At 53.8% G+C, this 23394-nt stretch carries 21 protein-coding genes and 2 tRNA genes; 14 read left to right on the top strand and 9 right to left on the bottom strand.

Annotated features, from left to right (window positions below):
- Window positions 1–68: 68 nt before the first annotated feature.
- The 3 genes from V5T82_RS05345 to V5T82_RS05335 form a co-directional block, all read right to left on the bottom strand.
- A complete protein-coding gene (locus V5T82_RS05345; protein ID WP_332894575.1) occupies window positions 69–386 on the bottom strand; it encodes a rhodanese-like domain-containing protein in 318 nt (105 codons plus the stop codon).
- A 163-nt stretch (window positions 387–549) separates the two neighbouring features.
- On the bottom strand, window positions 550–1200 hold the full coding sequence (locus V5T82_RS05340) for a protein-L-isoaspartate O-methyltransferase family protein (protein ID WP_332894574.1): 651 nt from the start codon (window positions 1198–1200) through the stop codon (window positions 550–552).
- 17 nt (window positions 1201–1217) lie between these two features.
- Window positions 1218–1544, bottom strand: coding sequence for a hypothetical protein (locus V5T82_RS05335; protein WP_332894573.1), 327 nt, complete (start codon window positions 1542–1544; stop codon window positions 1218–1220).
- Window positions 1545–1597: 53 nt separating this feature from the next.
- On the opposite strand from V5T82_RS05335, the gene V5T82_RS05330 reads away from it, so the two are divergent.
- Window positions 1598–1671: transfer RNA gene (locus tag V5T82_RS05330), tRNA-Cys, on the top strand.
- Window positions 1672–1710: 39 nt separating this feature from the next.
- Window positions 1711–1785, top strand: a tRNA-Asn gene (locus V5T82_RS05325).
- Between the two features lie 35 nt (window positions 1786–1820).
- On the opposite strand, the gene V5T82_RS05320 is transcribed toward V5T82_RS05325, so the two are convergent.
- The 3 genes from V5T82_RS05320 to V5T82_RS05310 all read right to left on the bottom strand — a co-directional run bounded on the left by V5T82_RS05320 (window position 1821) and on the right by V5T82_RS05310 (window position 3285).
- Window positions 1821–2042: a hypothetical protein gene (locus V5T82_RS05320; RefSeq protein WP_332894572.1), complete on the bottom strand. Its 222-nt coding sequence runs from the start codon at window positions 2040–2042 to the stop codon at window positions 1821–1823.
- A 13-nt stretch (window positions 2043–2055) separates the two neighbouring features.
- Window positions 2056–2238, bottom strand: coding sequence for a hemerythrin domain-containing protein (locus V5T82_RS05315; RefSeq protein ID WP_332894571.1), 183 nt, complete (start codon window positions 2236–2238; stop codon window positions 2056–2058).
- A 261-nt stretch (window positions 2239–2499) separates the two neighbouring features.
- A complete protein-coding gene (locus V5T82_RS05310; RefSeq protein ID WP_332894570.1) occupies window positions 2500–3285 on the bottom strand; it encodes a hypothetical protein in 786 nt (261 codons plus the stop codon).
- 146 nt (window positions 3286–3431) lie between these two features.
- Here V5T82_RS05310 and V5T82_RS05305 point away from each other — a divergent pair, with 146 nt between their 5' ends.
- From V5T82_RS05305 to msrA, 8 genes are all read left to right on the top strand, one after another.
- On the top strand, window positions 3432–4124 hold the full coding sequence (locus V5T82_RS05305; protein WP_332894569.1) for a YkgJ family cysteine cluster protein: 693 nt from the start codon (window positions 3432–3434) through the stop codon (window positions 4122–4124).
- 125 nt (window positions 4125–4249) lie between these two features.
- Window positions 4250–4510, top strand: a complete 261-nt coding sequence (locus V5T82_RS05300; RefSeq protein WP_332894568.1) for a hypothetical protein — start codon at window positions 4250–4252, stop codon at window positions 4508–4510.
- A gap of 189 nt (window positions 4511–4699) precedes the next feature.
- On the top strand, window positions 4700–6376 hold the full coding sequence (locus V5T82_RS05295) for a diguanylate cyclase (RefSeq protein ID WP_332894567.1): 1677 nt from the start codon (window positions 4700–4702) through the stop codon (window positions 6374–6376).
- Window positions 6377–6491: 115 nt separating this feature from the next.
- Window positions 6492–6938 (top strand): hypothetical protein, encoded by a 447-nt coding sequence (locus tag V5T82_RS05290; protein WP_332894566.1) that lies wholly within the window; start codon window positions 6492–6494, stop codon window positions 6936–6938.
- Window positions 6939–6959: 21 nt separating this feature from the next.
- On the top strand, window positions 6960–9389 hold the full coding sequence (locus V5T82_RS05285; RefSeq protein WP_332894565.1) for a GAF domain-containing protein: 2430 nt from the start codon (window positions 6960–6962) through the stop codon (window positions 9387–9389).
- 3 nt (window positions 9390–9392) lie between these two features.
- Window positions 9393–10376, top strand: a complete 984-nt coding sequence (locus V5T82_RS05280; RefSeq protein WP_332894564.1) for an agmatine deiminase family protein — start codon at window positions 9393–9395, stop codon at window positions 10374–10376.
- 84 nt (window positions 10377–10460) lie between these two features.
- Complete coding sequence (locus V5T82_RS05275; RefSeq protein ID WP_332894563.1) at window positions 10461–12281, top strand: ATP-binding protein; 1821 nt, start codon at window positions 10461–10463, stop codon at window positions 12279–12281.
- Between the two features lie 58 nt (window positions 12282–12339).
- On the top strand, window positions 12340–12837 hold the full coding sequence (gene msrA / locus V5T82_RS05270; protein WP_332894562.1) for a peptide-methionine (S)-S-oxide reductase MsrA: 498 nt from the start codon (window positions 12340–12342) through the stop codon (window positions 12835–12837).
- Here the strand turns inward: msrA and V5T82_RS05265 are convergent.
- Both V5T82_RS05265 and V5T82_RS05260 read right to left on the bottom strand, forming a co-directional pair.
- Window positions 12834–13766, bottom strand: a complete 933-nt coding sequence (locus V5T82_RS05265) for a hypothetical protein (RefSeq protein ID WP_332894561.1) — start codon at window positions 13764–13766, stop codon at window positions 12834–12836. The two genes, msrA and V5T82_RS05265, sit on opposite strands and share 4 nt — an antisense overlap.
- Before the next feature lie 135 nt (window positions 13767–13901).
- Window positions 13902–16292, bottom strand: a complete 2391-nt coding sequence (locus V5T82_RS05260) for a CHASE2 domain-containing protein (RefSeq protein ID WP_332894560.1) — start codon at window positions 16290–16292, stop codon at window positions 13902–13904.
- 376 nt (window positions 16293–16668) lie between these two features.
- Here V5T82_RS05260 and V5T82_RS05255 point away from each other — a divergent pair, with 376 nt between their 5' ends.
- The 4 genes from V5T82_RS05255 to V5T82_RS05240 all read left to right on the top strand — a co-directional run bounded on the left by V5T82_RS05255 (window position 16669) and on the right by V5T82_RS05240 (window position 22447).
- Window positions 16669–19167 carry an ATP-binding cassette domain-containing protein gene (locus tag V5T82_RS05255; protein WP_332894559.1) on the top strand — a complete coding sequence of 833 codons (2499 nt, stop codon included), beginning with the start codon at window positions 16669–16671 and terminating at the stop codon, window positions 19165–19167.
- Between the two features lie 3 nt (window positions 19168–19170).
- Window positions 19171–20481, top strand: a complete 1311-nt coding sequence (locus tag V5T82_RS05250; protein ID WP_332894558.1) for an HlyD family type I secretion periplasmic adaptor subunit — start codon at window positions 19171–19173, stop codon at window positions 20479–20481.
- A 174-nt stretch (window positions 20482–20655) separates the two neighbouring features.
- On the top strand, window positions 20656–21459 hold the full coding sequence (locus V5T82_RS05245; RefSeq protein WP_332894557.1) for a motility protein A: 804 nt from the start codon (window positions 20656–20658) through the stop codon (window positions 21457–21459).
- A gap of 25 nt (window positions 21460–21484) precedes the next feature.
- Window positions 21485–22447 (top strand): OmpA family protein, encoded by a 963-nt coding sequence (locus V5T82_RS05240; protein ID WP_332894556.1) that lies wholly within the window; start codon window positions 21485–21487, stop codon window positions 22445–22447.
- Window positions 22448–22518: 71 nt separating this feature from the next.
- Here V5T82_RS05240 and V5T82_RS05235 read toward each other — a convergent pair whose 3' ends face one another.
- The gene (locus V5T82_RS05235; RefSeq protein WP_332894555.1) at window positions 22519–23346 is read right to left on the bottom strand and encodes an MBL fold metallo-hydrolase; all 828 of its coding nucleotides are present in this window, start codon (window positions 23344–23346) and stop codon (window positions 22519–22521) included.
- Window positions 23347–23394 lie beyond the last annotated feature (48 nt).

The raw sequence follows: 23394 nt of genomic DNA, 5'->3' as shown, positions 1-23394 counted from the left end.
CATTGACCAAGACGAAAACCATAGCCTGTTCGCGCTATAAGTATTTGGAATATGATGAATTGTCCGCCTTAGGCGGCCATCTCTTCGAAGCGTCGCCAGGACGCCATTCCACCCATCAAAGACTGGGCCGCTTCAAAGCCGTTTTGGCGCAGCCAGTGCGCTGCCATCAATGAACGATTGCCGTGGGCACAGATGATCACCAAGTGCTCGGCGTCCGGCAATTGATCCAAGTGCTGAGGCAATTGATTCAACGGAATATTCGGGCTGTCGCCGGCTGGGGCTTGAGCCACTTCCCAAGGCATCCGCACGTCGATAAAGGCAGCTTTTTTGTTTTGCTCTTGGATTTGACGCAAACCGTGGGCGTCGATTTCGATGGGCAAAGACATGGGGGATCTGCTCCAAATTCTTTTTATTGGGTTCGGGGTGAAGCGGTTCGAGGTAACCCGCCGCTCCTATTTGTATATTAGATAATTCTTATGGGGCAGGAATGCAAGTCTCCTCAGGAAGTTTTTCGCTGAGGGGACAAAAAGCGTTTGGTATTGGAGCGCCTTAGAAGCTGAATTCGGGCTTTTTGGCAAATTCCGGCAACGCGGGAACGTTGGCGTCGAACAGCTCATTTTCGGAAATCACACCATCGGTTTTTGTCACCAACATGGCTTTCCCGGTCCCTTTGGCAACTTTGACATAGACCAAACGGCCACCATCGACCAGTTGATCGGCCAAAGTGCTCGGTAGCTCTTCAACAGCGCCGTTCACCAAGATGACGTCGAACGGGCCTTGGTCCGGTGCGCCGGTTGTGATGTCGCCCTTGGTCATGGAAACGGTATCGGCACCCTCGGCATGAAGCTGGGTGCTGGCGGCTTGGAACAAGACATCAACGGATTCGACGGCGATCACGGCGGATGCGATTTTGGAGATCACAGCGGCTTCGTAGCCCGTCGCAGCGGCAACGACCAGCGCAACGTCGGATTCTTCCACGGCTGCAGCTTGCAGCAAGCGGGCAAGCACCATCGGCTCCATCATAATGCGGCCTTGCGACACTTGGATGTCTTCGTCGATGTAGGCGAGGTTTTTCAATACATCGCTCAAGAACGCTTCGCGAGGCATGTCTTCCATCGCTTCGACGACGTAGGCGTCAGTCACGCGGTTGGTGCGAATTTGGCCTTCGACCATATTGTGGCGGGCTTGCGCGAAATCCATGGGACTTTCCCTCTGTTTCAGGCCATGCCGACACAGGGCATGGACTTGGAATACTGTGTTTTAGCGTCGATCTTATCGGCCCCGAAAACATAGGTCTTCGAAACCGCCCCCATTTGCGAGGCACTATAGCCCGGAGGCGGCGGTCCGCACAATGGCGATTTCGTGCCATTTTCCACCTTTTCCATGCCCCCTTCCCAATCACTAAAGATTTGAATTTTCAGGACTTTCGTGAATTTTAGGCAGAATTTCAAAAAAAATACAAAAAACAGCAATCGGGTGCTTGACCCGGACGGCTTCTGCGTTTTATGTTCCAGCGCCTTCGCGAGGAGGACTTCGGAGCCCACGGCTCCCCTAGACAAACCAACTGTTCAGCCACGGTTTGTCATAGGCGCAGGATGGCGCGGTGGCGGAGTGGCTACGCAGCGGCCTGCAAAGCCGTGTACACCGGTTCGATTCCGGTCCGCGCCTCCAGCCTGCTTCTCGCAAGGACGTGCTGCAAAGCATGTTTGATCCGGCGTAGCTCAGTGGTAGAGCAATCGACTGTTAATCGATCGGTCGTAAGTTCGAATCTTACCGCCGGAGCCAAAACAAAAGGCCAGTCCTTCGGGGCTGGCCTTTTTTCATGCGTTCTTGATGAACACTGACATCTCGCCATCCAGTCCTTTGAGCTCTTCGATATAGTACTCTGGGATTAAGTCGATCACGTTTGGGAGCTCTTTGGACGTCATATTGTCTTTAAACTTGCCTTCCGCATACGCCCGAACGTCGCGAAAGGTTTTATGGTTCTTTTTGTGCTGCGAGATATGCTCGTGGGCTTCTGGGCTCGGCGGGAAAGCCGCCATCAACTTTTCTTCTTCAAGTAAAGTGATCTTTCATCACGTTCGAAAGTTCCAAGAACGTCTTGTGCACTTCGTCAAATGACGCTCCCTCTTCGATCAAGTCTTTTAAGGCCTGAGACAGAGCGGCAATTTGGCGATGGGCTTCGTCGATGTGTTCAACACCCACGAAGCTGCGTTGATCGAACGTGTAAAGCGCCATAACACGTCTCCCATTTTCAATCGTTCCCTGGTTCATGGTCTATACCGCGTACAGGATTGTTCATCATATTTCGTACATTACCCCTCGTCCTGAGCAACAGATTTTCTTTCGTTTCAAGTCACAAAGGGCTCTACATTGACGACCACGACGCCTTTTCCGCAGAAACGGAAGAGATGTTCACATTAGTCTGGGAACGCATCCAGGCGGAAAGCGAACAGCTTTATCCGTTGTACCGGGCGCATAATTGACCTGCACCTTGGGCTAGTTCTCATCATAAATCACGTAAGCGATGTCGATAGGTTCATCCAAGCCTTCGTCAAAAGGAATGGCGGTGAGAAATTTCTCTGCTCCGTCTCGCATTTGGCTGAGCTTCAGCACGACGCGGTCTTGGGTCCCGTAATACCACGCCAAAGGTTCCGCGGTGTCGGTAATGGGGATGACCTGATCGCCTCCGCCGCCCGGCAACAACGACAAAGTCAGCGTACAACCGGAAACAAAGTTGGCGTTCTCGTCTTCGATGCGCACCTTTACAGGATGGCGACGGACATGAATTTGGCGGGGAAAGTGGGTCCCTAAGCGGACAGGAGATTCAGCTTTTGGCTTGTTAGAGGCTATCTCACCGCCACTGAATTTCATGCCTTTGGCTTCTAAGTCAGCGCGCATCTTCGCCAAAGCTTCCAACGCTTCCTCGCGGCTGTCGAACATGTTGGGATCGAAGTTTTCTTCTTTCGACTTTTCCAAGATTTCCGAACTGGTGCGATCGGGAATGGCGTAACGCACGGTGCCCAACGAATAGGTCAAATTTAGTTTCTTGCCACGGTGAGCAAAGGCGATCCAGGCGTCGGGTAGAATCGTGCAATTTTTATAGTTGATGAGAAACAGCCACTTCTGATTGGATTTATCGACGCGCGTTTCTATAGCGTCATAGAGATGGTTAACCTCAGACGAGTCGGAAAACATCAGCTCCGACAGGTCAATTTCCATGACTTGTAAATCCGGGTAAAATCCTATGCGTTCTGAAAGGCTTTTATCTTTCTGCGACTTCATTGGGGACGTCCTTACTCCACATGAGCACTCCTACCCCATGGAATGGTGTGAGTTTATCGAAAACATGCATTTTTGGCGATGGAAACGTTATCCACACGTGAAAAGAGTTGGTTGCCCTTGAAGAAGGGTTGAGGAAAACTGAGGGCATGAACGTGGACCTCACCAAAATAATTGAACGCACAACGCTGGACCAAAAGCGTGAGGCGGCGCGCGCGTCGAAAAAGCCGCGTACGCTCAAAAAAATACTGCGCATGGCGGAGCGCGCCCTGGCGCGGGCGGACCGCGCCATTGCCGAGGCCGAAGACGTCCTCCCGCCCCAGCCCCCCATCGCCTGCAAAGCGGGCTGCCCGTTTTGCTGTCATATCCGCCTGACAGCGTCCGCACCCGAAGTCCTGTTGCTGCTCACTCATATTCAAACCACCTGGGCCGAAGACGATGTGCAAGGCCTGTTGGGAAAGGTGAGAAACCTCGACGGTGTGACGCGCGGCAAGTCGGACCATAAGCGCGCCCAGCAGCGCCTGCCCTGCCCGCTGCTGAAGGACGGGTCGTGTTCCGTGCACCAAGTCCGCCCCTTGAGCTGCCGTGCCGTGGCCTCGGTTGACGTGGGCGCGTGCCGCGAAGCCTACAATGCACGCATGGAATCGGGTGTTCCGATGTACGAGCCCCAGTACCAAATCGCCAACGGGGCGGGCTATGGGCTCTATGCCGGCCTGGCACAAAACGGCCTTGAAGCTGAAAATATCGAAATCATTGCCGCTTTGGCATTGGGCTTAGACGATCACAAAATTGGAAATAAGTGGCTGAAAGGACTTGATCCTTTTGCCCCAGCAAAGTCCTGAACCTGCCCTTTTTGAGACACATGGTTAATTTTATATTGCCGTGTGTGATGGAGCGCACAGATTGTCTTGATCGCACTTGGTATAACAAGATTATCGCAACACAACATGTTCCAAGGAGAGTTCAGATGGACAGTATCAGAATGATATTAGTGACAGCCCAGAAAGGGATAATTGTCGCCGCTGCTCTGCTGGCATTGGCCCTCGGCGTCATCGGCGCTGAAGACGCCTTTGCCGATACGGGCTGGGCGGAAACCTCCCCCGCCAAAGCCCGGGCCCAAATGATGGCCAGCAAAGCCGCACTGCACTTCGCATCTCTGGACAACCAAGACCAGAAAGCCCAAGTGGTTCGCGTCAAATCGCAAGGAACCAAAGTGCAAGGCCGTTAGCCTCTCTAACACACACCTAAGCCCAACACCGCTTTACCTTTCCTTGAGCGGTACTCAGGCCCCGCTTCTCCAGCTCTGCGGCTCGGAAGCGGGGCCTTTGTTTTTGGTTCAAAACTTCACAAAACCTTCTTTTGTGATTGCAACCACCATTTCCTAGCATGTCCAATCCTCAATCTCTTGTGAGCCTTCATGCTGGTCTGGAATTTCATCAAATCCCCGTTTTCAACGCCTTGGCGCCACGTCACGGCCATCACTGCCCTTTTGGTCATGGTGACGGCTGCCGGGGGATTGCTGATGGGGTCGAACGCTGTGCGTCTGTTTGACGAAATGAGCGCAACGTGGGAACGCTTCGACAGTGTGTCGGAGCAGAAGATCACGTACCTCACACAGATCCACCGCTACCTGGGCTTCACCGGATTTTCCATGCACACGAAGAATTATCTGCTATATGGCGATGATGACGATTTGATGTGGATCGACATCGATCTGGATCAGGCCAAAAATGCGGTGGACAGTTACCGTTTGCTTTCTGATTTGAGCCCGGAAGAAAACGAAGCTCTGCACAACTTAGGTCTAGTCATCAAACGGTTTCGCACCAACATAGAATTGATTGCCGCGCTTCAAGCCCAAGGCCTTACCCCCGTTGAGATCGACAAAAAAGTCGACCTCACCCCGGGGATGGCGGCCAATGCGCTGGACCAATTGCGCTGGGCGTGGCGTCAACAAGCCGACAAAGCCGAAGTCTTGATGCATTCCTCTTCGCAAAAAGGCCAAGACCTGATCGCCATTGGCTGGGTGTTCATCCCCGTCATGGCCGGGCTAGGGCTGTTGGTTTTTTCCTTGGTGAAAAAGTTGACCCGACAGGTTTCGGCTTACGAACGGGAAAAAGCGGCTTTGGAAGAATCGGAACGCCGCTTTCGCGATTTGGCCGCAAATGTGCCCGGCGTGATCTTTCAGTGGATCGAACGCCGCAGTGGCGAGCGCGGCTATTTGTATGTTAGCCCCCGCTGCCAAGAAATCTACGGCGTCTCACCCGAAGAGCTGAAACGCAACTGGCAGGCCTTGGCGCTGCACCCAGACGATGAAGAACGCTACCTCGACACCGTCAAAAACGCCTTTGAGAAACGGTCCGAATGGTCGTTTGAAGGCCGTTTCTTAATGCCCAGTGGTGAAGAAAAGTGGTGGCGCGGAATCTCCAAGCCCGTGGCCATCAACGACGAAGACATCGTGTTCAACGGCGTGATCATCGATATTTCCCTGCAAAAGCAGCTAGAGCAGGAGCTGCGCCAACTCGCTACCACGGACAGCTTGACCGGCGCCGCAAACCGCCGCCAGTTTGTTGAGGCCGCCACGTCGGAGCTCGAACGTGCTGAGCGCTACAAACAGCCCATCAGCTTTTTGATGTTAGACCTGGACCACTTCAAAAAAGTCAACGACACCTATGGCCACGCAGGTGGTGACGAGGTCTTGCGCCAATTTGTCAAAGTGGTGCGCACCAGATTGCGCGGACCGGACGTCCTGGGCCGTGTCGGTGGTGAGGAATTTGCCATCATGCTGCCCCAAACCGACACCGAAGGGGCAAAACATTTGGCCGAACGCATTCGCTTAGACACAGAAAGCTTGGCCATGACCTGGGAACACCGCACCATGAAAGTCACCGTGTCCATCGGCGTGGCGTCCCGCCATGCCTTTGACAAGGACATCGATGCCGTCTTGGCGCGCGCTGACGCAGGCCTCTATGCAGCCAAAGAAAACGGCCGCAACCAGGTGATGGTGCGCAATGAACCCCAGCAGGTGGCTCAAGGGCAAACAGCGAAAGACGTGGACGTGGACACAGCTGAACCCGGACCGCATGGGGCGAATTGAGCTCTTTGCAGCGATTCAACGCCTTTTTTCAAGCTTTTAAACGTCTCTAACTTGCGCAAAGGGCCCTTTTCGCGTTAAATCATACACTGGGCATCACAAGAATTGTGGACAGGTCATGAGCACCGTCATAAAAGACCAAGACGATATGCTCGTCGCGCAGACGGAAATCCGTCATCTGAAGAACACCATTCAGGCGCTTCGCGACGAAATGGAAAAGGTGCGCTTCGAACGCGACGAAGCCATTCAGGATGCCGTTTCCGAAGCCAATCAAGAGATTCAACAGCTCCGCGCCACCGCCGGTGCGTTGCGTGACGAGCTGGAAAGCCTGCGCTTCGACAAAGACGAGGCCGTTCACGGTGCCATGAAGGACGGCAAAGATGAAGCATCGCAGTTGCATAAGGCTATCCAGGCTGTACGCGACGAAACCGATGACATGAAGTTTAAATACGAAGACCAGATCGAGCAGTTAAAGCGCGAAGCGCGTGATGAGAACAAGCAGCTGCACGACACCATTCAAGCGCTGCGCGACGAGCTAGAAGAGCTGCGCAAGCAAAACGCTTAACCAAGGTTTGAGGGAACCACCATGGCCGACACCACATCGTCCCAGAACGGAACGACACCCGGTTTGACCGTCAACGTCGGCGGCAAGGCGAAAAAGCCTGCTGCTAAAAAAGCGCCCGCGAAAAAGGTCGCTGCCAAGGCTCCAGCACCCGCTGCCCCCAAAGCGTTCAAACGCGACGTCACCAAACTCAGCGACGAAGAAATCCAGCGCCTGCAGCGTGCGGACATGCTGCTGGAAATCTCACGCCACATGGCCGGGTTTGAAACCCTGGACGAAGTGTTGAGCGAACTGGTCAACATCGTCACACGCGAAACCAATGCGGAACGCTCTTCGTTGTTCCTGAACGATGCCGAAACCGGGGAGCTGTATACCCGCGTCGCCCAAGGCACCAACATCCGCGAAATCCGCATCCTCAACGACAGTGGTATTGCCGGCTGGGTGTTCTCATCGGGCAAAGGCACGCTGATCGATGACGCCCACGAAGACGCGCGGTTCAACCGCACCATTGACGAACAGACCGGTTTTCGCACGCGCTCGATCCTTTGTGCACCAATCAAGACGGTCAAAGGCGACATCATTGGCGTCGTGCAATCTCTGAACAAAAAAGAAAACGAAGAACACACCCTGTTCACCGAAGACGACTTGGAATTCTTGCAAGACATTGCCACCCAAGCCGCTGTGGCGCTGCAAAGCACCGAATTTGTCGAACGTATGCAAAAGAAACGCACCCAGGAAATGGAATTCCTGGATGTGGTCTCAGACGTCACCAGCGAGATCAACTTGAACGCCTTGCTCGCCAAGGTCATGGGTGAAGCCACCCGCATGTTGAACGCGGAACGCTCGACCCTGTTCCTGAACGATGAAAAAACCAATGAACTTTGGTCCATGGTGGGTGCGGGATTGGACGCACTTGAAATCCGCCTCCCAAACCACTTAGGCATTGCGGGGACAGTTTTCACATCGGCCAAGTCCATCAACATCCCCTACGCCTATGCCGATTTGCGTTTCAATCCGGCCTTTGACAAACAGACCGGGTTCTTCACACGCTCGATCCTGTGCACCCCCGTGGTCAACAAAGAAGGCAAATGCATCGGCGTCACGCAGGTCTTGAACAAAAAGGGCGGGCCTTTTTCTGACGAAGACGAACAGCGCCTGAAAGCCTTCACGGCACAAATCTCCATAGGTTTGGAAAACGCCAAACTGTTCAGCGATGTGCAAAACATGAAGAACTACAACGAAAGCATGCTGGAAAGTATGTCCAACGCTGTGGTCACCACCAACGAAGACGGCAAGATCGTCACCTGCAATGCGGCGGGTTACCGGATCATGCAGTTGGGCGGCGAAGACGACGTCATCGGCAAAACGGCCCAAGAGTTCTTTGTCGAAGACAACAATTGGGTGAACGACAAGATCGCAAAAGTCAGCGAGTCTGGAGAACCCGACATCTTTATGGATGCCGAACTGAAGTTTGGCGAAGAAGCGACATCTGCCAACGTCACCATTTTACCGCTGCTCTCACCCGAGGGTGAAAAGCTGGGCTCCATGGTCATGATCGAAGATATCTCGTCCGAAAAACGCATGAAATCGACCATGAGCCGCTATATGGACCCGGCCTTGGCCGACCAGATGATGTCCGGTGGCGAAAACGACATGATGGGTGGTTTGGACACCACCGCGACGGTGCTGTTTTCCGATGTCCGCAGTTTCACCACCATCACGGAAGAATTGGGCGCCCAAGGCACTGTGGCGCTTTTGAACGAATACTTCGAAATTATGGTCGACGCCATCACCGAAGAAGGTGGCATGCTCGACAAATTCATCGGCGATGCCATCATGGCCGCGTTCGGCATCCCCATGGCCCATGATGATGACGAAGACCGCGGCGTGCGCGCAGCCATTGCCATGATGACCCGCTTGGCCGACTACAACGAAACGCGCAAAGAAAAAGGCCTGATGACCATTGATCATGGCATGGGGCTGAACACCGACAGCATCGTGTCAGGCAACATCGGTTCCCCCAAACGCATGGACTACACCATGATTGGCGACGGTGTGAACTTGGCTGCGCGTTTGGAAAGTGCGTGTAAGCAGTACCATGCTCACATTCTGATTTCTGAATACACCTATCACAAGCTCAAAGGCACATATCGCATCCGCGATATCGACGACGTGATTGTGAAAGGCAAAACGGAACCCGTGGGTGTCTATGAGGTTTTGGACTACCACAATGATGAGACCTTCCCCAACCTCATGGACGGTGTGGGCTACTTCACCGAAGGGCGCAACCATTATCGCCATGGTGAGTGGGACAAGGCCATGACATCGTTTAACGACGTCTTGAAAGCCAACCCCGGCGACCAGTTATCCAAGACCTATATTGAGCGTTGCGAACATCTGAAGGATGAAGATCCAGCAGACTGGAACGGCGTGTGGGTGATGAAGTCGAAGTAAGTCATGAAGACACTTGCGTGGCTGCCCCTAATCCTTTGCATGATGGGCTTTGGTGTCCATGCTGCTGACAAACATTTGATCGTCATCGCGGCCCCGTCCCTTCTCGATACCCACGACGATCCGGACTACGCCGAAGTCTTCGACGACATCGTGGAATTCGACATCGCCTATGCCAATGCTGTCTATGGACATGACGACGTGCGCGTCGTGGTCGATGAAGAAACCGTTCAATTCTACAAAGGACGCGTACCTGACGAAGTTCTGGTGATCGATTATATGCCACACATCTGGGCGCGCGATTACACCACCATCAATCCCGACATCCCCGTTCAGTTTCGCTACACCGCCCATTCGTTCGAAGGCGATCAATCCGAAGCCGATTTCATTCAAACGGAATTCAACAGATTCACCAAAGCTTACGGTCTGAACTTTCCCAAGACGAAGTACATCCTCGACGGCGGCAATATCGTCGATAACTCCGCCGGACGGGTGATCACAACGACACGTTTTTTGAAAGACAACGGCCTGACGAAATCTCAAGGCATTGCCGTGTTGAAAGACTTGCTGAATGCCACCCAGGTTGCCGTTTTACCGCCCGATCACGACTGGTTGGCCCACAGCGACGGCATGGTGATGTTTGTTGAAGAGAACACCCTGTTCGTCAATCGCTATGACGAGCCATTTCGCACCGAAGTTCTTGACGAATTGCACAGAGCATTTCCCGGCATCAAGATTGTCGAGATTGAAGCCGATTGGGACGACAGCGAACCCGGCAGTGCATGCGGTATCAATGTAAACGCCACGGTTACGCCCAACTACATCTACATGCCGCATTTCGACAATCGGTTGAGCGATGTGGCGCTGAAAACCATCCAACGCCATACCACGAAACAGGTGATTGCTGTGCCGTCCAATACAGTTTGCAAACTGGGCGGAAGCGTGCGGTGTCTGACGTGGCAGACAACCCAAAGCCCTCATATTTTCTGAGTCTTAGATGATCTCAATTGGCTTTGCATTTGTATGACCTGAATAATATAATTATGTCATATAAAACGGGAAAAAGACCCACACATGCGCAAGAAATACGTGCTTTTGACCCTCACGGCGTTTATCGCTGTGATCGATATTATTTTCGTGCTGATCAGTTCTTATTTTTCGCACGAGAATTTTGAGGCCCACCTCAAGACCGAGGCCCAGCAAAACTTCACCACGTTGGATGTTGCGTTGGAACAGACGTATACGGACTTGATGTTGGTGGCATCGCTGTACGCGCATAACGCCAAAATCCAAAACCTGTTTTATGAAGGTGTGAAAGCGGTCAAAGCCGAAGGCGGCGGCCCGGGCGGTGCTGAAGCCAAAAAGTGGCGCGATAAGCTCTTCGATGAGGTCGGTGAAAGCTGGCTGAAAGCGTCCAAAGACTTCCGCATTCGCCAACTGCACTTTCACTTAGGCCCCGGGTCCACCAGTTACTTGCGCGTCCACCGCAAGGACAAATTCGGCGACAACATGGACGATGTGCGCTTCACCATCGTTGAAACCAACGCCACCCACCAAAACCAATTCGGGTTTGAGACGGGCCGCGTCTATTCCGGCCTGCGCGGTGTGGTGCCCATGTTCGCCACCGATCCCCAAACGGGCGAACGCGTGCACACCGGCGCTTTGGAAGCCGGAACGTCTTTTTCAAAAATCATCGAAATTCTGGATGATGGGTTGGATGCGTCCTTCACCGTATTACTGACCCGCGATCACATCAAAGAAACCATGTGGCCCGAAGCGCTTGAACGAGTCTTTGGCACCACCCGGCCCGATTGCCGCTGCGTTATCGAGGCAACGTCCCGCGATGGTGTGGAAGAGCTGATCCGCAACATTCCCTTCAATCCAGACGGACGTCCGAGCTTTGATGCGCCTTACATCGTCAAGATGGGATCAACGACCTACGCGGCGACGTTTTTCCCGCTCTATGACTTCCTGCACAAAAAAGACCCCACACGCAAAAACGTTGGCGCAGTGTTGGTGTGGGAAGACATTACCCAAGACTTGGCTGAGCTGGACGAACAGCTTTGGATTACGATCCTTTATGCCGTAACGGGTTTCGTGATTTTGGAAATCATGTTGCTGATCGCGTTTCGCGCGGCCACACGCCGCTTGGAAGACATGGTCCATGAACGCACCCAGGAACTGTCGGATCTGAACCAAAAGCTGTCCCATGAAGTGGCCGTGAAGAACCGCTTTTTCTCCATCATCGCCCACGACCTGCGCAGCCCGTTCACGACGCTCTTGGGTATGACGCGTTTAATCGAAGAATACGTCGACACCCGAGACCGCACAAAGCTCAAATCCTTTGCCGGGCATGTCAATCAGGCGGGGGAACACTTCTTCGAGTTGCTGCAAGGCCTTTTAGAATGGTCGCGCCACCAAATGGAAAAGGACGATCTGGAAAAAACAGCGTTCTCGCTTTCCGGCTTGGTCGATGACGTCATCGGTGCGCTGAACTCCAGCGCCAAAGAAAAGGCTGTCACCATCGACAACACCATTGATGGCGTTGGGGCACATGCCGATTACCACATGATCTCCACAGTCGTGAGAAATTTGGTGGCCAATGCCATCAAGTTCGTTGACCACGGCGGGCGCATTGTCATTGCAGCTGACGAGCATCCGGACCATATCGAAGTCCGCATCACGGACAACGGCATGGGCATGGACGCCGACATCATCCCCAAATTGTTCCGCATCGATGAAAAAATCACCACACGCGGAACCGAAGGCGAGCTGGGTACAGGGTTGGGATTGCCGCTGTGCAAAGACATGGTGGACCGTCACGGCGGCACCATCCAGGCGGCCAACAACCCCGATGGCGGCGCCAGCTTCACCTTTACCCTGCCCAAGGGTTGATTATTGCGCTTCCCGTCCTGATATCTAAGGCAGATACCCAACATCGAGGGAGCATGGAATGTCGGACAACTTGGAACGTGCGGTTCTCGCAGGTGGGTGCTTTTGGGGCATGCAGGAGCTGTTTCGCAAGCTCCCAGGCGTAAAGGACACCCGTGTCGGCTACACTGGCGGCGATGTGCCCAACGCGACTTATCGCAACCATGCTGGTCACGCCGAAGGGTTAGAGCTGTTCTTCGACCCCAACGAAATCAGTTACGCTACGATCTTGAAGTTCTTTTTCCAAATCCACGACCCCACCACCCACGACCGACAGGGCAATGACGTTGGGTCTTCGTACCGCTCAGAAATTTTTTATGTGAATGACGACCAGTTCGTCTTGGCCCACGACATCATTGCACAGGTCGAGGCCTCACAGCTCTGGCCGGGACCGGTGGCGACTAAAGTGTCCCCGGTAACGGATTTCTGGGAAGCAGAGCCTGAACATCAGGACTACCTCCTCAGAAATCCGCACGGGTATACGTGTCATTTTCCGCGCGTGGAATGGACGCTGGATTAAGCTTCCGGTATCCACGACGTCGGAATGAACTGCCACTCGTAGATCATGATTTCTTCTTTATCGATGGTCGTGCTGACCAGCTCTAAGAACTTGTAGAACGCATCCCATTCCCAGACGCCAAAGCCGTCAAAGGTGCCGCAAAAACCACCAGGATCATACGTCGCCTGAGGACAGTTCTTGTCCGTGAAGTGTTCAACGGAGAACATCGGCCACGCACCCGCAGCTTTGAAGTAGGTCTTCTTCTCTTCAAAGTAGGCCTTAAAGACATTGTCATACATCGCTTGCGGCTGGTTTACATATTTGTGGTAAAGGGTGCCTGAACCGCATTGGGTTGGTGTTTTGCGATAATCCGTACAGCCCACCTCTTTATTTTCCCCAATCCAATAAAGCTCAGGATAAACCGTACCCAGCTCGATGGTACCGGACTTCACAGGTGGGGTCATCTTTGCCCAACCAAAATCATATTTCCCCTTCAGATCCGGAAAATACTGATCCCAAGCCGTGGCGATATTTTCAACGCCTTTGGTCGATGCATATTCGCCCATGCCTTCACCGTCGAAAGCAACGCAGGTGACCTTTTTGCCCGATCCTGAATTCAGGTTTTCGGAAATGAACTTAAAGCATTGCTGGATATTGTCAGCGCCCTTAGGGGCAACATTTGTGTCCCAGGTCCACTTATATTTTGGCCGGATCGCAGCCACGATCCCGGCCTCACAGTCTTCGGGCAGCTTGTCCAACCAATAGGTCTTCATCCACTGCGTATAATTTGCCGCACCTGAATCAATGCCCGGGTCGATCAAACTAAAGAACGAACGCTTGATTTTGGCCTTCTTGATAAACCGGATCATCGCCGCACAGTATTCTTCAAATGCCGCCTCATCCTCAGCAGCCTCACCCGTGACACCTTCGTGCCAAAGTCCTAATTTCATATCCACACTCCTAATCGTAAAATTGCCTTGACTAATTTTGTACAACTTAAACGGAGATCAGGGGTTGATGTGAATAAGAAACTTTACAAAAAAAGGGAGCGCCAAAACGCTCCCTTTTTTGTCTTGGAAAATGACTTACTTCGTTGTCGCGATGAACACGCCGTCCCAGTCTTCGCCCGGTGGGTTGATCTCGTATTCTGCGATACGGTTTTCGTAAAGTTCGTAGAGCGTTTCATCGACGACGGATGGGTCGCAGGCGTTGGGGTCATCTTTGGGGGCAATGGTTGCGCCGGTTTCGGCTTGAGCCTCTTTGGCGACAGCGGCCATGAAGGTTTCACCCGCTTGGCGCGCTTCGTTGATGGCAATCCGGGCGCCGTCCCAGTCCTGAGACTTATAGATTTTCAGCATCTCATCGACTTTGGTTTTGTAGGACAAGAATTCCGGTTTTTTGGCCATGTCTTCGTCGCCCAAAAGGGCGAAGATACGCACCCCTGTGGTCTTGCCCTTCACCTGAATGAAGTCCAGCTCGATGGTCGCCAAAGTCGGCACCTGAACCCAGGTGTCATAACCGATCACCACACGCACGCCATAGTTCTTGGATTGGCCTTCCAGACGCGCGGCAAGGTTCACCGTATCGCCCAAAACCGAATAGTCAAAGCGTTGGTCCGATCCCATGTTGCCGACAACGCATTCACCGGAGTTCAAGCCCAAACCGACCTTCAAGGGAATGTGTTTGCGCCCCTCTTCCCCGGCTTCGATTTCCAACGTCTCGTTCAGCGGGACCATTTCGTGCAACATGGCCAAGGCCGACAAACAGCCATGCTTGGCGTGCTCGGCATCGTCCAGCGGGGCGTTCCAGAACGCCATAATGCAGTCACCCATGTATTTATCGACCGTGCCCGCGCGCGCCAAAATCGCATTGGTCAACGGCGTCAGCAATTTGTTGATCAGCTGGGTGAGACCTTCAGCGTCGAACTGTTCTGAAATGGTGGTAAAGCCACGCACGTCGCAGAACAGCAAGGTCATGTCGCGCTTTTGCCCACCCAATTTCAACTGATCTGGGTTTTCAGCAACCACGCTCACCATGTCGGGGGACAGGTATTTCGAGAACGCATCGCGGGTTTGTCTTTTTGCCGCTTCTTCCCGGGTGAAGTTCATGTACGTCAATGTTGAATACAACAAGAAGGTCGAGATCACCGCAAACGTTGCGTCCAACAACACCCGTTCTTGATCGAACTCATACCAAGACCCGGCAACGGCACCGCCCGCAATAATCAAAACCACGATCAAAGACCGCGTCGCGCCCAACATCGGCACGATAATCACCATCAGTAGCCCGCCAAGGGCCACCAGCATCAGCTCGACACCTTTGGTCCATTCGGGGCGCTTCAAGAACCAGTCCGGCGCAATGATCGCACCTGCCGCCCGATCAATGGCCAAAGCGTTTTCGATCACCTGGGCGTGAACCTCCACTCCCGGGATCAACGGATCCAACGGGGTGGACCGAATATCCAAAAGCCCCACCGCAGACGTCCCGACAAAGGTAATTTTGCCGGCGACCTTGGCTTTGAGCTTCTCCAACTCATCCTTATCAAGCTCGTGGGCATTCAGCACATCCGCCGCCGAGACATAGAGCCGTTTGTCATGATGCGCAAAATACGGACGCACCATACCGCGCTCGTTGGTGGGGATTTTTAAGCCCTTCGGCTTCACAATGCGTTTCGGCGCCACGCCAATAGCATTGATGCCAAAGGGATCAACCTCGGTCATCAAGGTGGAAACACCAAAGCCCACACGGATGGCCTCCACCGACAAAGCGGGATAGAGGTGGTTGTCGTGCTTGGCGACCAGAGGGACTTCGCGAATAATGCCGTCCAACGACGGGTTCAACGAGAACATACCAACCCCCCGCGTCCCCTTTTCCAGTTGGGGAATGTTGCGGATCAAGGTTGGAACCTCAGTCAAAAAGTCTTGAGGATCGGGTGTGCCTTTAGCTAATTTGCGCACGGCCACGGATTTTTTGAACGGCTCACCCGCATCGTTGGGCAATTGATCCCAATAGCCTGCTTGCCCCAAAACCACCTGTGATTTGGACACCACTTGCCCAAAAACATCGTCGTTGCTTTGCAGTTCTAAAATTTTTGCGCGCACACCTTCGTCGAGCCCAGCCAAAGAGTCCACCACCCCTTGCGGATTCATCCGGTCAGGTTCGGCGAACACAATATCGAAAGCGACCACGCCGACTTGCAAGGCGGACAAATTCGCCACCAATTGCGCCATAATGTTGCGCGGCCACGGCATTTGCCCAACTTCGCGCAAAGAGCGCTCGTCAATGTCAATAATGGCCACCAGCCGGTCATTGGGTGCAGGCAGAGGCCGCGGCTTAATCTGTTGGTATATATCGAAACTTTTCTCACGCAGGAAGCGTACGGGATAGGGTTCTGCGTACAACAAGGTCAACAGCAGGGAAAGCATCAACACGCCAACAATCCGGTCAAACCGGAACACTGATCTCAAAAATCCCATGATCTTGCACCACTCCCCTGAGCCCAAATGCGCCCGAATTCCCGCAGACATAAAACGTTTTAAACGTTAGTGCTTTTACTAGACAATTCAATGGGGTACATGGTCAAGGGAAATAAAAATCATGAGTCCGTTTATATTATGTATTGACTCGGTTTTTGCAGTTCTGACCTAAAGGTAAATTAACCTTATAAAAGGACCTTAGAACGCATTGAAATTACACAAATAAATTATTTCCGAATCGAGTCTTTCCTTTACCTTGCGTTAACTCATATCTATGATGATGTAGCCGAGCTTTTGTACTAGCCCTCCATGGGCTCGCGATTGCCCAACGATCAAGAATTGATCAAGAAAACAAACGCTTGAGCGGAGAATAGTTTTGGAACCGTCGACAGAACAGTCGGCCACAAGTTGGCTAAAGCCCTTTTTGAAACCGATGACGCCCGTCTTCCGTGAAGTCGTGGCGATGTCGTTTTTTGTCAACATGCTAGCTCTCGCGGTTCCTGTTTTCACCATGCAGGTCTACAACCGCGTCGTGAACAACAACGGCATCTCAACCCTGCAGGGCCTTGTGGTCGGCATGGTGTTGGTGATTGCGTTCGACTACATCCTGCGCCAAGCCCGCGCGCGTATTTTGCAAACGGTTGCTTTGCGCGTTGATGTCGACCTGGGTCGTCGGCTGTTTCGCAAACTCATGCGTCTTCCCATGCAGCGCCTTGAATCTCAGCCCACGGCGTATTGGTCTTCGCTGTTTCGCGATGTAGATGTGGTGCGCAACACCTTGTCTGGCTCGACCGCACTGTTGGTTGCCGACCTGCCCTTCGCCATTTTGTTTTTGATCTTGATCTTCGTCATTGCCGCCCCGGTTGCCTGGGTGTTGCTGGTTATGCTGCCGATCTTCATGACGGTGGCTTGGAAATCCGCCAGTACCATGAGCGCCGCCAGTGGCGAGGAACGCAAATCCACGCAATCGCGGGACTCCCTGGTCAATGAAATGATCGGTGGGCGCACAACCATTAAAGCCTTGGCTCTTGACCGTTCTATGGAACCGGTATGGGAAGAAAAACATGCAGAAAACATCGAAAGCGCCATCGAGCGCGGCACCAAAACCGACGGATTTTCCAATCTGGGTGCGTCTTTGGGGCTGGTAACGTCACTGTGCCTAACCACGGTGGGCGCTTTGGCCATCATCGACCAGAGCTTGACCATCGGCGCCTTGATTGCCACCAACATGCTGTCGGGCAAAATTGTCGGCCCGATGAACCAATTGGTCGGCACGTGGCGCATGTATTCCGGCTTCATGCAAGCCACCGAACGTTTGGGCGCCGTCTTTAGCGAAGACGCTGAACGTGAAGAAAGCGAAATCCAACTGGACAAACCGAAAGGTGCGATCAGCGTTGAAAACGCATTTTTCTCCTACTCCGAAGACTTGGCCCCGGTCGTGGCCGGCATCACCGTTGAAATCAAGCAAGGTGGCATTCACGCCTTGGTCGGACGCAACGGGTCAGGCAAAACGACACTGCTGAAAATCATCCAAGGCCTCTATCAGCCGCAAAAAGGACGTGTCACGCTGGACGGTGCCGACATGGCACAATTTACCCGCTCAGAACTCGCCGACTGGTTGGGCTATGTCCCCCAAGAAAGTGTCCTGTTCGCCGGAACCGTCCGCGACAACATGACCGCCCGCGTTCCCACGGCCTCGGACGAACAAGTCATCAAAGCCGCGACCGAAGCCGGTGTGCACCACTTCATTATCGATCTCCCCGATGGCTACGCCACGGAAATCGGCGAAGCGGGCTCACGCCTGTCCGGCGGTCAACGCCAACGCATCGCCATTGCGCGCGCCCTTGTCGGCGACCCGCCCGTCGTGCTGCTGGACGAACCGTCATCCAGCCTCGACCGTCATGCGGAAACCGAACTGAAAAACACGCTCATTGAAATTGCCAAAACCCGGACTGTAATTATCGTCAGCCACAGTCCGACGATGCTGTCGGCGTGTGATTATCTCTATGCGCTTGATCGCGGCAAGTTGGCCTTGGCAGGCCCGGCAAACGAAGTTCTCCCGCGCTTGTTCGGTGGCAAGATGCCGGCCCCCAAAGGCAGTCCGGGCAAACCGGGTGGTGCACCGCAAGCTCAAAAACCAAAAGACCCGAAGCCTGGCGGAATTCCCGCTGCGGCCAAAGGCACGCCTAGCGCCCCCGCAGGCGCAAAACCGCAACCGGACACCGCTGCACAAAAAGCCAGTCCAAAGGCCGGCCCCGTGGCCAGCGCTACCCCGAAAGCAGCTGCAACACCGAAAGCGGCTGCAACGCCAAAAGCCAGCGCAAAACCTCAGGCCGCCGCGACACCGCGCCCGACACAAAAACGCCCGACGGCCACTGCGCAACAGCCGCAGACGTCTATGCCCAAAGTTCAGCCCCGTCCGGCACAAGCCAGCGCGCGCGCTCACGACCCGCGCTCGTTACCGAAACTGCGTTCGGGCAAGACCGTCTCTGATCACGACTTGAAACATGCAGGCGGCGTCAAAGCATCTGCAACACCCCGCCCTGCTGCTTCTGCGGCCCCCAAACCGAAAGCTGCGGCAACGCCGAAGCCTGAACACGCCTTGGGTCAAACCAAACCCACTTTGCGCGGACCGCAAGCCGGCGCGCAAAAAGCCAACTTGACCCCGCCGCCCGCACCTTCACAACAAAGTGATGCGAACGAAACCGACTTTTCCAGCGCTCCACTGCGTCCCGATACGCAAAAAATCTTGCAAGCGTGGGCAGAGGGTAGCACTGTCGCCCCGGTGCCCCCACGTAAAGACCAACCGGGTCGTGGTTCAGGCGCACGTTCACGCTCCATCCCGACACCACGCGGCCCCGGTTCTGGAGAATAAGTGATGCCCGACCAGGCGCAGCCGAACCCGCTGGACACTTTACTCACATCCCACCCCGTGCCGACGTGGCGCAATGCGGCATGGCCGGTGATGGCATTGATGTTGTTTGGCGTGGTGTGGGCGAATTTTTCCAAATTGGACGAAGTGGCTGTGGCCCCCGGTGAAGTTATCCCGCTGGGCAAATCCAAAGTTATCCAACACTTGGAAGGCGGCATTATCCAAGACTTATTCATCAAAGAAGGCGACGTGGTCTCTGAAGGCCAAACATTGATGCAATTGGATTTGGGCTCTGGCGGCGCGAACATTCAAGAATTGCAGGTGCGTTTGGACAGTGAATTGCTGACCCGTGCCCGCCTCCATGCCGAAGCCGAAGGCTTAAGCACCCCAGACTTCCCCGAAGACGTCTCTGCGCGCGTGCCGGATCAGGCGATTGCCCAACGCCAAGCCTTCGATGCCCGCAAACGCCAGTTGTCTGCAGGCCTCGCCGTGTTGAACGAGCTGGTCAAGCAACGCAAACTGGAAGTCCAGGAATTGGAAGCGCGCCTGCGCGCATCCCGGAACAACTTGGGCAACGCGCGCGAACGCTTAAAAATCTCGACAGATTTGTTGAAGGACGGTTTGACGTCCCAAGTCGATCACCTGAACGTGCAAAGTGAAGTTGAAACACTCATCGGTGAACTGGAATCCATCGAAGCCGGTATTCCGCGTTCCCGCGCAGCCGTGTCCGAGGCAGAACGCCGTTTGCTCGAAGACGAGACCCGCTTTCGCCGTGAAGCCCAAGATGAGCTCAACAAGACCGAACAATCCATCGGTCGCGTGTCTGAGCTGTTGAAAAAAGCCGAAGAACAGGGCGTGCGCGCTGAGATCAAAAGCCCCATCGACGGGGTCATTATCAACTTGGCCTACACCGCCGCCGGCAACGTCGTCAAACCCGGCGATCCGATCTTGGAAATTGTGCCGACGGGTGAAAACATGGTCATCGAAAGCCGCTTAAACCCAACCGACCGTGGCTACGTTACGGAAGGCCAGCGCGCTATGGTGAAGATCACCACCTACGACTTCGCGCGCTATGGGGGGTTGGAAGGTGAAGTGACCTTGGTCGCTGCCGATACCTCCATGGACGAAGACGGCCTGCCCTATTTTCGGGTCATCGTTCGGCCGGAAAAATCGCATTTGGGCAGCAACCCCGGTCTCTTGCCCATTATGCCGGGTATGGAAGCCACAATCGATATCCATACGGGCCAAAAAACGGTCATGGACTATCTGATTAAGCCCGTGTTGAAGCTGAAACACGAAGCCTTCCGCGAGCGCTAAGCCCCCTTAACTTTCTAGGTTAATTTCTCATAAAGAAACAATTCTGTATGATTGTTTTGAAATAGGAGCGATTCGCACTTATTTTTGAGCAATGCATTCTGATTCCCTCGTGTTGGCAGAACGTCGACTTGGGGCAGCTGGCCATAAAATATGGCTGGAGGGAGAGGAACCTAGATGAGCCTATCCATATCAACTGTTTTCTCCCTGCTGGTTGCGTTCGGCATGTTCGTAGGCGCAATTGTGTGGGAGACAGACAACTATCTGATCTTTCTCAGTGGCTCCGGCTTTGTGATTGTGATCGGTGGCACGTTTGCTGCCGCGTTCATATCCTACGAACCGCGTTACGTTATTCTTTCTCTGCGCTTGATCGGTCGCATCCTGGTCACTCCCAAAGTCGGTCGCGATGTTTTGAAGGCGGAGGTCGGGCGTATGATCCGTTGGGCCTATATTGTTCAAAAAGGCGGCCCCCCTGCCCTAGAGGCCGAAGCTAAAAAAGCCGTGCGCGGCGATAAATTCATGCAGTTCGGCGTCGAGATGGTCATCAGCGGCTACAGTGGTGCCGAAGTGCGCGACATCATGACCAACTTGATCGAAACAACCTTTGGCCGCAACACGGTCCAAGTTCACATTCTGCGCTTCATGGCGTCAACGTCACCGGCCTTTGGCATGATCGGTACGCTGATCGGCCTGGTGATCATGTTGGACAAAATGGGTGCCGACCCGACGGCCTTGGGCCCGGGCCTTGCCATCGCCTTGATCACGACGTTGTACGGTGTGTTGTTCGCACGCTTGATCTTTATTCCGGCCGCCAACAAAATCATGCAGCGCGAACAGATCATTCGCTTTCGCAACTACCTGGTCGCCGAAGGCCTGATTTTGATGGCCGACCGCAAAAGCCCGCGCTTTATCCAAGATAAAATGAACAGTTATCTGGATCCCGCTATTCACTTCAGCATCGACAAAGCACGCCGCAAATAATCCTGCGGCCTAAGGGAGACGGCAATTGCCCCCACCCCCCATAACAGAAGATCCCGTTGACGAAGAATGGCTGGTCACATATGCCGACGCCATTACTCTGCTGCTGGCGTTTTTTGTCATGCTGGTGTCGTTCTCCAAAATTGACATGCCGCTATTTGAAGAAGTGATCGCTGGTATCCAAGAGGAAATCGGTAAAGGCGAAGCCAAAGAAACCACCACGTCCGAAGTCAAAACCAAAATTGAGGACATCGTTTTTGAAACCGGCATGGAACAAATCGTCGAGGTGCACAAAGACGAGCGCGGCGTCACCATTGAAATGGCGAGCGCAGGTTTCTTCATCTCCGGCACCGCCAAAATCAAAGAGGATGCCAAGCCCTTGTTGGCAAAATGGGCAGAAGTTCTGACCAATGAGTCCTACAAGTTCTTTATGATCGAAGCCGAAGGCCACACCGATAACGATCCGATCCACACCGAGATGTTCCCCTCCAACTGGGAACTATCCGCAGCTCGCGCATCTGCTGTGGTGCGCGAACTACAAGCCGGTGGCGTGCATGTTTTCCAACTGAAGGCCGTGGGCTTTGGCGATGCGCATCCCAAGGTGCCGAACTTAAACCCGGACGGCACGCCCAACAAAATCAACCAGGCGAAAAACCGCCGCGTGGCGATTTTGCTGACCCCCATGACCAACAAGCTCAAAGATCAGTTCCAAGACATCATCGTCGAAGAAAACATCCAACGTGAAATGCGCCGCCGCGAAGCAGAAGCCTTACAAAAGCAACAAGAGGTCCAAAAGCGCGTCCAAGAAGCCGAAAAAGAACAACAACAAAACCAAGACCTTCAACGCCGCACCGAAGACCTGCAAAACCAGCCAAACACTGCACCGCCGCCCCCTGTTCCACCAGCAGAGACCACTGACGATGCAAACGAAAGCTCGTTCAAACAAGGGGCTGAGGATGCGCTCGGACTCGAACAGCTTGAAGGCCAATAACAAAGACAAGACACACACAAAAAAAGCCGCCCCTACAGGGCGGCTTTTTTGTGGCAGAAATCTTGAAAAGTTTAATCGCCGTAAACCAGCTCCATACCCTCTTTGGCGCAGAAGCAATCGCTCCATTCCGCTTGGGCGTCTTTTTCCAGCTGATCCATGAACTCATCCGTGTGTTCCGGTTCATGGTGGAAAATCGCTAAGGACTTCGCCCCGGCTTCTTTGCAGAGCTTAATGCCTTCATTCCAGGTGGAGTGCCCCCAGCCAATGCGCGACGGATATTCTTCTTCCGTGTAGGTCGCGTCATAGATCACAACATCCGCACCTTCGATCAGGCCGAGGATGTTTTCGTCCATTTTGCCTGGCACATGTTCCGTATCGGTAATGTAGCAGATCGAATGACCTGCGTGCTCAATCCGGTATCCGGTGGCGCCATTGGGATGGTTCAGGGGGCAGGTGCGGATGTGCACGTCGTCGTAAAGATCGAAGCTCGTTCCCGCTTCGAAATCGTCAAACGTCATTTCCGCCTGCATGGCAGCCAACGGCACGGGGAACATGGGGTTGTCCATTTGTGCTGCTAAAACATTTTGAATACCGGAATCGCCCTTCAGGTGCCCTGCCATGATGTGAAGCTTGCGCCTGGGATCATAAGCCGGAACAAAAAACGGAAAGCCGTTGATGTGGTCCCAGTGGGTGTGGGTCAGCAAAATATGGATTTGTTCAACATCTTCTTGCAAAAAAGTCTGGCCCAAGCCGCGAATGCCCGTGCCAGCGTCGAGAACCAAACGGCGGTCCCCGGCCTGAATTTCCAAACAACTGGTATTGCCACCATATCGAATATGATCTGCGGATGGGCATGCGATCGAGCCACGTACACCCCAAAATTTGACTTTAAGAGCCATTCAGTTCCCCGTTGCACATACTGGTGCGTAACTATCCCTTTTTTGGCT

Source organism: Magnetovibrio sp. PR-2 (genome assembly GCF_036689815.1).
GTDB lineage: Bacteria > Pseudomonadota > Alphaproteobacteria > Rhodospirillales > Magnetovibrionaceae > Magnetovibrio.
The sequence above is the reverse complement of the archived record's forward strand: the minus strand, read 5'-3'. Positions and strand labels throughout refer to the sequence as shown.